The sequence below is a fragment of the Pedobacter cryoconitis genome, from assembly GCF_014200595.1.
GTDB lineage: Bacteria > Bacteroidota > Bacteroidia > Sphingobacteriales > Sphingobacteriaceae > Pedobacter > Pedobacter cryoconitis_C.
The window spans coordinates 2188267-2200571 of sequence record NZ_JACHCG010000001.1; the positions used below are offsets into that span (position 1 = coordinate 2188267).

Here is a 12305-nt window from a genome sequence, read left to right on the forward strand (position 1 = left end):
AACCCTTGCGAATCCTCTTCTGATGCATTTTATATTTTCAGACCTCTACCCTTCTAAAACTCTTCTAACTGGGCTTTCAATTCCTGAGCCCTGTCAAATCTGTTTTTACGCGTATAAATATCAATTAATAAATTAATAGTCGGCTTATCCTTTCTATTCACATGATGCGCTTGTGATAAAATGATCTCAGCACGGTTAAGATTAGAAGTAAATGCCAGGATATCCTTTTTAGGAGTAGCCAATGCATCATTGCTCAAATTAAGATAAACCAGACCTAACTGATATAATGCGTCAAAATAATTGCGGTCTATCTCCAAAGCCTTGTTGTAAGCTAATTCGGCAGTCCCCATATTTGTATTTTTCTGATGCAGATAACCAAACAAATAATATAACAACTTACTTCTGGTCTCTACCTTTAAAGTATTTTCAATTACCTGTCTGGCTTCAGTATACTTTTCAGTATCCAGCAACAAGTTGATATAATCATTATTTAATAAATCATTATAAGGATTGTAAATCAATCCCTCCTGTAGTGTTTTTAAAGCCAGGTCATTATCCAGCTTACGCTTATAAATATCAGCCATACGCTGAAATACTACAGCATTCATGATTCCATTCTCTTTAGCACGTTTGTAATAAGCTAAAGCTTCGTCCTCATTTTTAACACCCTCCGCACTTAAAGCAGCATTTACAGCCAAAATTGTATCCTTAGGAAAGAAATCACTTACCTCTTTCAAATATTTATAGGCAGCGCTAAAATCCTTCGCCTGGTAAGCAGACTTTCCTTTTTGCTGTTTCTTGATATTTACGTTATAGCTTGATGCTTTGATCAAACCTGAGTTATCTTCAAACTTATCAAACCTTTTAGCAGAATCTATCGCATTAATAGCCAGATCAAAATATTTATCAGAATTATCCTGACTTGGATCAATAATAGCAATATAAGAACTCAGGTAAGACTTTAGCGCCCAGGTTTCAGGCCATTTCTTTGTTTCTCTATCCTTTTCAGCAGCCTCTGCCGCTTTAATACCTTCTGCCAAGATCGACAATTGTGTCTTTTGATCCTGTTTGTTTGCAATTGCTGCCTGAAGCTTTCCTACACTATTTCTCGCAATATAGAGTTGGGTCTTTTGGGAAAACGCTGAAGTGGAACTCACCATTAAAATAGTAACTGCAAATAAATATCGTTTCTTCATCATATGCTTCATTAGGCTTAGCTACAAATTTATACAAAAAAAAAGAGGGATAAAATTTATCCCTCTTTTAATATCACATTTGTGATCAATAATTATTTTTTTGGTGCAGCAGCTGGCGTACCATTTTGCGCATCCAGTAATTTTTTAGTCGCCTCATAGTTTACTTTGTCATCTTTAAAAGCATAAATAACTTTTAAGTTTTCTAAAGCAGAAACCATTTTAGGATCTAATTCATAAGCTTTTTTGTAGTAAGGTAATGCCTGATCAATAAAACCTTTCATCTTAGCAGTTACATCATCAAATTCCTTTTTCTTTTTAGGGTCGATTTTGTTTCTTTTTCCTTGTAAATCTAAAGCTTGTTTGTAGTAAGTATCGCCCATAGCATATTGGTATGAAGCATTTTTACCGTCTTTAGCAATTAATTTAGCTAATGATTCCTGAGCTTTTGCAACATTACCCTGTTTGATATAAAGGTCAGTCTGCATACCAGAGAAATAAGAATTCTCAGGATATTTAGCTAATGCAGCTTCTAATAAAGCAGTACCAGCAACTGTATCTTTCACCTGGCTGAATTCAGTAGAAATGATTTCACTGTATAAAGATTCTGAATCTTTAGATCCTAAATCAATTGCTTTTTTGAAGTTTTTAACCATTTCAGGATAATCATTAATCTGTTTAGCAGTAACACCTGCGTTTACAAAGGTTGAAGTATCCTGAGGATTTTTAACCGTTAATTCATTGAAAAACTGAAGTGCCGACTTGAAATCTTTTTTATTGTAAGCAAAAATCGCTCTGTTTCTTAAAGCATTAGACAAAGTTTGTTCCGCTTCTTTAATGTTTTCTTTCTCACCACCTTTTGTATCTAATTCTTTAGCTTTTGCAATAGCCTCTTCAGCGATCTTATCCTTAGCAACTGCATTTGCAATATTTAAAGAATCTACAAATGAGATTCTTGATGCAAATAATGCTCTGTAAGACCACGCCTCAGGCATATCTTTAGACTTTTCGTTTGCAATAGCATTGTCAGTAGTCTTTAATCCATCTTCAAGAGATTTTAAGGTCTCATCTAAAGTCTTAGCGCTAGGTAAACTTGCTAATGCCCAGGTATTTTTAGCTTTGGAAACTTCACTCTTCTGAGCGTTTGCATAGGTGGCAGCACCTATTAAAAGCATACTTAAAACTACTTTTTTCATATTGTAAATTGGTTTTAATGAACATAAACCCTGGAGCTTAAAAGGATAAGAGATATCCGTTACTACTACAGGGTTTATTGGGTCTGTTTTTAATTTAATTTATACTTAGTTTTCTTCTGTTTCTTCAGTATCATCTGCTTCACCTTCTTCATCCTCTTCTTCAGTTTCAGCTTCCTCAGTACCAGCTTCTTCAGGCAATACATCAGCAGGATCTACAAACAACAGCTCTCCGTTAACTTCTTCTTCAGGATCATCCTCATGCTCGATTTTCGCAACAGATGCAATAGAGTCATTACCTTTTAAATTAATCAGACGAACACCTTGTGTTGCTCTTCCGATAACCCTAAGCTGACTTAATACAATTCTGATAACGATACCCGATTTATTGATAATCATTAAATCATCAGCATCAGTAACCGCTTTAATAGCGATCAGATCACCTGTTTTCTCCGTAATAGTAATTGTTTTTACACCTTTACCACCACGGTTAGTAACGCGGTAATCTTCTACATTAGTACGTTTACCGTAACCTTTTTCAGAAACTACCATTACCGTTGCTGATGGATCATCAACAGCAATCATGCCAACAACTTCATCAGCAGCATGACCTAAAGTAACACCTCTTACTCCGGTAGCTGTTCTGCCCATCGGTCTTACTGTCGCCTCATTGAACCTGATAGCACGTCCAGACCGCAATGCCATGATGATTTCGCTTGATCCGCTTGTTAAACTAGCTTCCAGTAACTGATCACCTTCATTGATATTAATTGCATTGATACCATTTACCCTTGGTCTTGAATAAGCTTCCAGAGAAGTTTTCTTAATCGTTCCCTTTTTGGTACACATGATAATATAATTGTTCTCCAGATAGTCCTGATCTTTCAGATTCTTAACCTTAATATAGGCCTTGATTTTCTCTTCCTTAGGAATATTGATAATGTTCTGGATCGCTCTTCCTTTACTTAGTCTTGAACCTTCAGGAATTTCGTATACCCTTAACCAGAAACAACGTCCTGTTTCAGTAAAGAATAACATATAGTTGTGGTTAGAAGCAATCAGTAAATGCTCAATGAAATCTTCATTTCTTGAATCACTTCCTTTAGAACCTTTACCACCCCTTGCCTGTGTACGGTATTCAGTTGCAGGTGTACGTTTGATATAACCTTCATGAGAGATTGTGATCACGACTTCTTCATCTTCGATAAAGTCTTCCATGCTCATATCTTCGGCTGAGTGAACGATAGTAGTTCTACGTTCATCACCGTATTTATCCATCATTTCAGCAAGCTCATCCTTGATAATCTGCATTCTAAGACTTTCATCAGCTAAGATAGATTGCAAGTATTCAATCGTTTTCATCAACTCATTAAACTCTTCTTTGATCTTGTCTCTTTCCAGTCCTGTTAAACGGCGTAAAGTCATATCCAGAATCGCTCTCGCCTGAATATCACTTAAACCAAACTGCTCCATTAAGCCTGTTCTTGCTTCTTCAGGAGTATTTGACGCTCTGATTAACTTAATTACTTCATCTAAATGATCTAAAGCAATTAATAAACCTTCCAGAATGTGTGCACGTTTCTGCGCTTCATCCAGTTCAAACTTAGTACGGCGTACAATTACATCATGTCTGTGATCTACAAAGTGTCTGATCAGATCTTTCAGATTCAGCATCTGAGGTCTGCCATTCACTAAAGCGATATTATTTACACTGAATGAAGTTTGTAATGCAGTTTGTTTGAAAAGGTTGTTCAATACAATCGAAGCATTCGCATCACGTTTAATTTCATAAACGATACGGATACCATCCTTGTTTGATTCATCCTTAATATTAGAAATACCTTCCAGTTTTTTCTCTCCGACTAATTCAGCAGTACGCTCAATCATCATTGCTTTGTTAACCTGGTAAGGAATTTCAGTAACGATAATCGTTTCGCGGTCTTTAACAGTTTCGATCTCAGCTTTAGCGCGCATTACAATACGTCCTCTACCAGTTTCAAAAGCATCTGAAACGCCATTATATCCGTAAATTATTGCTCCGGTAGGAAAATCCGGGCCTTTTACGAATTTCATTAACTCAGGAATAGTAATCTCTGTATTTTCGATGTAGGCGATAGTCGCATTGATTACCTCTGTAATATTGTGAGGAGGCATATTTGTTGCCATACCTACTGCAATACCCGAAGAACCATTAATTAAAAGGTTAGGAACTTTTGCCGGAAGCACTGTTGGCTCTTTTAAAGAGTCATCAAAGTTTAACTGAAAGTCTACAGTATCTTTATTGATATCTGCAAGCATATCTTCAGCGATTTTCTGGAATCTCGCTTCCGTATAACGCATTGCTGCCGGAGAGTCACCATCAATCGAACCGTAGTTACCCTGACCTTCTACCAGTAAATAACGTAAGCTCCATGGCTGTGCCATACGAACCATAGTCATATATACTGATGAATCACCATGCGGGTGATACTTACCCAGTACTTCTCCTACAATACGGGCTGATTTCTTGTAAGGCCTGTTATTCGCCAAACCAAGATCAAGCATCCCGTAAAGTACACGACGGTGTACAGGTTTTAACCCATCGCGTACATCAGGTAACGCCCTTGATACAATAACAGACATCGAATAATCGATGTAGGCAGACTTCATCTGCTCGTCAATATCAATTTTTATAATTTTGTCGTTTTCCTGATTTTCTAAATCTTCTGCCATAAAATATTGATGTTCGTTAAAAACGATTTAAATAAGGTAATGTTATAACCTTGCGAATTTAAGAAAATATTGCCGTTTAAGCGCATTGTGGAAAAAAATTAAGCCCAGTCTATACCTTTTATTAACTTGGTCAGAGTTGCAGCCTCTGGGCTGTTTTCTGTAGTCTGGTGATTATATATCCACTTTGCCATTGGTGGTAAGCTCATTAAGATAGATTCTATCCTTCCGTTTGTCTCCAAACCGAACTTTGTACCTGAATCATAAACTAAATTAAATTCTGCATAACGGCTTCTTCTTACGTATTGCCATTCCTGCTGCTCCGCTGTAAATTCAGTATTTCTGTTCCGCTCAATCAGCTCAGTATAAGCCGGAACGAACGAATTACCAACCGCAAGGGAGAAATTAAACAATTGATCCCAGTCCAGCCCGGTATTTTCAGGTTTCAGCCTGTCATAGAATATTCCGCCTACACCACGCATTTCATTGCGGTGTTTAATGAAGAAATAATCATCTGCCTGTTTTTTGAATTTCGGATAAAACGAAGCATCAAACTCATCGCAGGTTTGTTTTAGCAACTGATGAAAAAAGCGGACATCCTCATCAATTACATAATGTGGTGTTAAATCTATCCCGCCACCAAACCATCTGGTTTGCTCATCCATTTCAAAATAACGGATATTCATATGTATAATAGGTACAAATGGATTCGAAGGATGAATAACGATAGATACTCCGGTAGCGAAAAATTCATCATTTTCTACCTTGAATGCCTTTTTGACTGCTTCCGGTAATTTACCATATACAGCAGAGAAATTAACTCCACCTTTTTCAATTACATTTCCATTCTGAAAAATGCGTGTGCGGCCACCGCCTCCACCCTCTCTGGTCCAGATTTCTTCTTCGAACTGCACTCCGCCATCGGCTGAAGCCAAAGCCTGGCAAATTTCATCCTGGATCTTTTGGTACGCTTCTACAACTTTATCTTTTAACATCGTTCCGTGAATATATATAGGGGAACAAAGTTAGATTTTTATATAACATTTGTTATATAAAAAAGGCTTTGCTATTCAACCAGCAAAGCCTCAAAAAAAAATCAACTACCTATTATTAAACTATTTTTTTGGCATTAACACTGCGTCAATAACATGCGTCACCCCGTTGCTTGAAACTGCATCAGTAATAGTAATTTTTGCATCATTCACATACCATTGACCATCTTTTTTACTGAATTTAATTTTTTGTCCCTGAACAGTAGTCAGTTCTAAACCATCTTTTAAATCAGCAGCTTTATAATTTCCTGCAACTACGTGATAAGTTAAAACACCAGCCAGGTCTTTTTTCATTTCTGGTTTAAGCAACTTAGCTACTGTACCAGCTGGTAATTTATCAAAAGCTTCATTAGTAGGTGCAAAAACAGTAAAAGGGCCTTTTCCACTTAACGTTTCAGCTAATCCAGCAGCTTTAACAGCAGCAACCAATGTAGTATGGTCTTTAGATTCAACAGCATTTTCTACAATATTTTTTGTAGGTACCATTAAAGCTCCACCCACCATAACGCCTTCCTGAGTGCTCATTTTAGAAGTATCAGCCATACTTGACATTTTACTGCTGGTATCTGCCATTTTAGACGTAGCTGTATCCGTAGCAGTCTCATGTTTTGATGAATTGCAAGCTGAAGCTAAAGAAAGAAATGCAACAGCCATTGCAACCGTAAAAATTTGCTTTTTCATAAAGTTTAATTTTGTTATATCAGTTTTGTAAAATGATATACGGGATCAAAAGCCAGCCGGTTTTTTTAAAGCAGAATATTCTCTGAGAACTGTAAAATTTATCACATTAATTTTTACAGTTTCTACAAGATGCCAATAATCTTTCTGATATTTAAAGCTCATGATAGTATCAGAAAGAACACTTAAATGGGGACTGCGTTTTTATCCCCCACTACTTTTCCAGCGTATTTGGGTTAAAAAATTCCATAAAGGGTTCAGGGGAGCTGATGTTAAAATCTATAAAAGCCTTTTCAATAAAAACTATAATGGTTCCATATTTGGCGGAACTATTTATGCCGCAACAGATCCATTTTATGCTTTATTATTCGATCAGCTTTTACAGCGCCAGGGATTTAAAATCAGAGTATGGCTCAAAAGCGCAAGTATACAATATCTGAAACCAGGGAGATCAGCCTTATATTTTACGATTCTGATTACCGATGAAATGCTGAATGATGCCATTGAAGCGTTGAATACCAGTGGAAAATTTGTTAAAGCATATCCCATGGAAATTAAAAACAGAGATGGCGAGGTTTGTGCCACAGTGATGAATGAGGTATATGTCAGAAACCTGCACAGTGGCGAGAATGGCCCGGTAGCTTATTAAATAGAAATGTCCGTTAAAACCTCTAAAAATGAATATCAGGAAACTTATTTTGCAAGGAGAAGGAACTACACTGGATTTTAAAAAGACAATTAACAACTATGAAAAGATTGCAAAAAGCCTCGTAGCCTTTGCAAATAATAAAGGAGGACAACTATTGATAGGCGTGGCCGATGACGGCACGATCAAAGGCGTTAAATCTGAAGAAGAAGAAAAGTACATGATTACCAAATCCGCGCATCAATTCTGCAAACCAGCGATTGAACCGGAATTTGAAGAAATATACGTTGATAGTAAACTGGTACTGGTCGCTAAAATTCCGCAAAGTGATACCAAACCCCATTACGCGCTCGACGAAAACAAAAAATGGTGGGTCTATTTCCGGGTCAATGATAAAAGTATCCTGGCCAGTAAGATCATCGTTGATGTTTTGAAAAAAGAAAACACCCATAGCGGGCAGCTGATCACTTATACAGAACAGGAACAAAAGTTATTAAAATATCTTGATCAGGAAGGGCGGATTACCTTAAAACAATTTAGTAAACTCACTAAAATCTCTAATCAGAAAGCGCAGAAAATACTCGTCAGTTTCATACTTGCTGACCTGATTCAGCCCCATTCTTCCGAAAAAGAAGAATATTTTACCATGACAACACTTAAATAGCCGTACCTTTGCCGGTTCAATTCAATTGTTATGTTCAGTTCCTTTTACGCAAAATACAAGCCTTATTATTCAGATAACCTTAGATTAGCTATGCCTATTGTGGTTTCTCAGTTGGGTCAAACCCTTGTGCACCTTGTCGATAGTGTGATTGTTGGTCATTTTGCAGGAACGGTCCAATTAGCAGCAGTTTCGCTGGTGAATAGTTTGTTTATGATCATCCTCGTGTTGGGAATGGGTATTTCCTATGGATTAACTCCCCTTATCGCACAGGAAAACGGGCGTAAGAATTATAAAGAATGCGGAAGATTATTATCAAATAGCTTATTAATTAATATCATGATAGGTATCTTCCTGTATCTTTTGACACACTTTGGAACCTTATTGATCATTGATAACCTCGGACAATCCCCGGAAGTTGTTGCCTATGCAAAACCTTACCTTGGATACCTTAGTTTTTCTATCATTCCATTGATGATTTTTAATACTTTCAAGCAATTTGCAGAAGGACTGGGTTTTACCAAACAGGCTATGTTTATCTCTATCTGGGGAAATATTATCAATGTTATCCTTGGGATAATCCTGGTTAAAGGAATGTTCGGCATTGCGCCTATGGGCGTTAAAGGTGTAGGGATCTCTACCCTGGTCGACAGGATCTTAATGGCTACTGTGATGTGCATTTATGTCTTTAACTCTAAGAACTTCAAAATATACCTGCAAAACTTTAAACTGACGCTGATTGATAAAATAAGAAGTATTAAAATCTTAAAAATCGGTGCACCCGTTGCTTTGCAATACTCTTTTGAGATTAGTGCATTCAGTGGTGCTGCGATCCTGATTGGTACCATTGGCGCTGTAGAACAGGCAGCTCATCAGGTGGCCATTAACCTGGCTTCTGTAACTTATATGCTGGCCAGCGGAATTGCCTCAGCAGCCACCATTAAAACAGGTAACAACCTGGGTAAAAGCAACTTCCTTGACCTCAGAAGATCAGCCATAGCAAGTTACCATGTCGTTGCTGTCTTTATGAGCATTACCGCTGTAGCTTTTGTTTGTGCGAACCATATTTTACCTTATATCTATACGGAAGATACCGCTGTAATTCATATCGCAGCTCAACTATTGATTATTGCTGGTTTCTTCCAGTTATTTGATGGGACACAAGTAGTTGGACTCGGAGTTCTAAGAGGTCTGGGGGATGTAAATATCCCAACGGTCATCACTTTTGTTGCTTACTGGATTATTGGTATCCCATTAGGTTATTTTTTAGGTATTACTTTAAAAATGGGCGTAAACGGAATCTGGTACGGTCTGACTTTTGGACTGCTTACCGCTTCTGTCATGCTGTTTTTCAGATTCCAGAAAAGGACAAGAATGCTGATCCCTGTTACTGCATAAAAAATACGCGGGATCGTTTTAAAACATTTTGTCCTTTTGTTTTGTACAGTAAAGGTTAAAGTCTTTTTAACATTCTTATTTTCTTGCGTATTTTACACCTATGGCTAATCAAAAAGCATCCATTTATAGTGCGCTGGCAGCGAACCTGCTCATTGCCATTACCAAATTTATAGCAGGCGCATTCAGCAATAGTGCCTCTATGATTTCAGAAGGAATTCATTCCCTCGTTGATACCGTTAACCAGCTTTTACTGCTTTTCGGATTAAAAAGAAGTAAAAAACCGGCAGATGCACTGCGCCCTTTCGGTTATGGAAAAGAGCTCTATTTCTATTCATTTATTGTTTCTATCCTGATTTTCGGTTTAGGTGGAGGAATCTCTATTTATCAGGGTATTATCCATATCTCAAATCCCGAACCGCTTGGAGATCCAACCTGGAATTACGTAGTACTGGCTTTATGTGTTGTTTTTGAAGGTACATCTTTAGTGATTGCCGCTAAAGCTTTCAACAAAGTGAGAGGTCAGGAAACCTGGTGGAATGCGATTGTAAAAAGTAAAGATCCTTCCAGCTTCTTAATACTTTTTGAAGACGGTGCTGCTGTTTTGGGATTATTCACCGTCATGATTTGTATGGTACTCAACCACTGGCTTAATTTACCAAAACTGGATGGCGTAGCCTCTTTACTGGTCGGGCTGCTATTGGTTGGAGTTTCCTTAATACTGGCCAGAGAAAGTCGTAGCTTATTAATGGGCGAAGGGATCTCTGCGATGTCCAGGCAGAAAATCGTGGAAATCACTGAAAGAGTTCCGGGAATTTCCAAAGTTCTAACCGTTGTGTCTACTTATCAATCACCGGATGAAGTGTTATTAATGCTGATCGCAACTTTCAAAGAAGATTTGAATACCCATCAGATCAATGAAGCTATTGACATTATCCAGGCTGCGATCAGAAAAGAATTCCCGCTCATCCGTTATATTATTATCCAACCAGAAGAATTTACCAGGCAATTTAAATTTTAAGAATTTGATGTTTACTCCTGAAATAGCTGTACAATCCGGCACGGTTTTGCAGGGGTACTGGCGTAGTACTGGTATACCACAACCCCTACAGTACCCCTACAAAACATAGCCAGAAACCCTATTTTTAGTATTTACTACCTGACGCCCGGAATTTATTTATATTTATTGCATATTATGAAAAGAAAAATCAGTCCCCTCCCCTTTATACTTTTTGCCATTTTTATCTTTCTGTTAAACTGGTACGTACTTTCGGGGTTATTAATTATAAGCACATCGGCTTTGACTACACCAGTCTTCTGCCTGTTTATCATAGTCGCTATTGGTTCCCTCTTTCTCGCAATCAGAAGAATGAATGCACATGGCATGGACATGTTTTTCAAGGTATCCAGCCACTTGCTGCTTACGCTTTTTGCTGCCGAAGTAGTGGTCTCAGTTTTCCTGCTTATCGGTGATGTACCGCGGATTTTTACAGGCGCAGGAAGAAATCTTTACTGGGTAGAACTATCCTTTCTGATGTTCCTGCTAACTATTGTACTTTTTATTTACGGAATGATCTTTGGCAAATACAATTACAAAGTCATCAATCATGTACTTTATTTCGATGACCTGCCAGATAAATTTGACGGTTTCAAACTCGCACAAATCTCTGACGTCCACGCTGGAAGTTTCAATAATCCAGCTGCTGTACAGCGCGGAATCAGCCTGATCAATGCACAAAAAGCTGATCTGTTTGTTTTCACAGGAGATCTGGTCAACAATAAAGCAGAAGAAATAAAGCCCTGGATCAGCTATTTTTCACAGATCAAAGCACCATATGGTCAATTCTCTATTTTAGGAAATCACGATTATGGTGATTATATCAAATGGGAAAATGAGCTTGAAAAAGCTAAAAACCTGCAACAATTAAAAGCCTATCACCAGGATCTGGGCTTTAAATTACTACTGGATACGCATGTTGAAATTAAAAAAGACGATCAGCATATTATCCTCGCAGGAGTAGAAAACTGGGGACTTGGCTTTGGCGAAAGAGGCGATTTGCCAAAAGCACTTGCCGGCACAAATAACAGCGAATTTAAAATCTTATTGTCCCATGATCCAAGTCACTGGGAAGAACAGGTTAAGGTTTTTGGTAATAAAGTACAATTAACACTTGCTGGTCATACCCATGGAATGCAGTTCGGCTTGGAAGCATTTGGTATTAAATGGAGCCCTGTTAAATATCGCTATGCACATTGGGCAGGTATCAAATCAGAAAACGGCAGAGTATTGAATATTAACCGCGGTTTTGGTTTCCTTGGTTTTTCAGGGAGGATTGGCATCTGGCCGGAAATCACAGTGATCGAACTAAAGAAAACCGTTTAAAACAAAAACCCGCTTATCTCTCGATAAGCGGGTTTTTTATGTCTCTTATTTCGCGTCCTGCGCGTAGATATAAATCTTACTGTTTCTTACCGGCTGACCTTTAATAGCCAGGTATTCACCTTTATTATCTCTCAGCATTTTGATTACAAACGGATCATCTCCTTTAGCTCCAAGATCAAAAGCGATCTTAAGCCTGTCAATATGTGTATCTGCATTCACTTTCCATTTTCTATCCTGATACATAAAGTGTGCAAAAATTACGCGGGTATCACCTTTAGTTTTGCCATCTAATCTTACAAAGATTGGATTCTCTTTTTTTAAAGGTTCAACAGCTTTTACATAGAATTCATTAAAATCTGCAAATATTTGTTTTGCGTTATCGTTAGTCATATTAT

The 12305-nt window shown here is 37.7% G+C and carries 11 protein-coding genes; 5 read left to right on the forward strand and 6 right to left on the reverse strand.

What is annotated here, in order from left to right; translation table 11 throughout:
* Positions 1-53: 53 nt before the first annotated feature.
* The 5 genes from HDE70_RS09130 to HDE70_RS09150 form a co-directional block, all read right to left on the reverse strand.
* Positions 54-1199, reverse strand: a complete 1146-nt coding sequence (locus tag HDE70_RS09130) for a tetratricopeptide repeat protein (protein ID WP_260160206.1) — start codon at positions 1197-1199, stop codon at positions 54-56.
* An 89-nt stretch (positions 1200-1288) separates the two neighbouring features.
* Complete coding sequence (locus HDE70_RS09135; RefSeq protein ID WP_183867088.1) at positions 1289-2389, reverse strand: tetratricopeptide repeat protein; 1101 nt, start codon at positions 2387-2389, stop codon at positions 1289-1291.
* 105 nt (positions 2390-2494) lie between these two features.
* A complete protein-coding gene (gene gyrA / locus HDE70_RS09140; RefSeq protein ID WP_183889516.1) occupies positions 2495-5098 on the reverse strand; it encodes a DNA gyrase subunit A in 2604 nt (867 codons plus the stop codon).
* A 98-nt stretch (positions 5099-5196) separates the two neighbouring features.
* Positions 5197-6090: an oxygen-dependent coproporphyrinogen oxidase gene (hemF, locus tag HDE70_RS09145; protein ID WP_183867086.1), complete on the reverse strand. Its 894-nt coding sequence runs from the start codon at positions 6088-6090 to the stop codon at positions 5197-5199.
* A 120-nt stretch (positions 6091-6210) separates the two neighbouring features.
* Positions 6211-6699: a fasciclin domain-containing protein gene (locus HDE70_RS09150; protein ID WP_260160518.1), complete on the reverse strand. Its 489-nt coding sequence runs from the start codon at positions 6697-6699 to the stop codon at positions 6211-6213.
* Between the two features lie 289 nt (positions 6700-6988).
* Here HDE70_RS09150 and HDE70_RS09155 point away from each other — a divergent pair, with 289 nt between their 5' ends.
* From HDE70_RS09155 to HDE70_RS09175, 5 genes are all read left to right on the forward strand, one after another.
* Positions 6989-7474 (forward strand): DUF4442 domain-containing protein, encoded by a 486-nt coding sequence (locus HDE70_RS09155; RefSeq protein WP_183867084.1) that lies wholly within the window; start codon positions 6989-6991, stop codon positions 7472-7474.
* A gap of 28 nt (positions 7475-7502) precedes the next feature.
* Entirely contained in the window at positions 7503-8135 is a 633-nt protein-coding gene (locus tag HDE70_RS09160) for a helix-turn-helix domain-containing protein (protein ID WP_183867083.1), read from the forward strand.
* Between the two features lie 30 nt (positions 8136-8165).
* Complete coding sequence (locus HDE70_RS09165; protein ID WP_183867082.1) at positions 8166-9530, forward strand: MATE family efflux transporter; 1365 nt, start codon at positions 8166-8168, stop codon at positions 9528-9530.
* Between the two features lie 100 nt (positions 9531-9630).
* Positions 9631-10548 carry a cation diffusion facilitator family transporter gene (locus HDE70_RS09170; RefSeq protein ID WP_183867081.1) on the forward strand — a complete coding sequence of 306 codons (918 nt, stop codon included), beginning with the start codon at positions 9631-9633 and terminating at the stop codon, positions 10546-10548.
* 174 nt (positions 10549-10722) lie between these two features.
* Entirely contained in the window at positions 10723-11910 is a 1188-nt protein-coding gene (locus tag HDE70_RS09175; protein WP_183889518.1) for a metallophosphoesterase, read from the forward strand.
* 45 nt (positions 11911-11955) lie between these two features.
* On the opposite strand, the gene HDE70_RS09180 is transcribed toward HDE70_RS09175, so the two are convergent.
* Positions 11956-12300, reverse strand: coding sequence for a hypothetical protein (locus HDE70_RS09180; protein ID WP_183867079.1), 345 nt, complete (start codon positions 12298-12300; stop codon positions 11956-11958).
* Between the last annotated feature and the right edge of the window lie 5 nt (positions 12301-12305).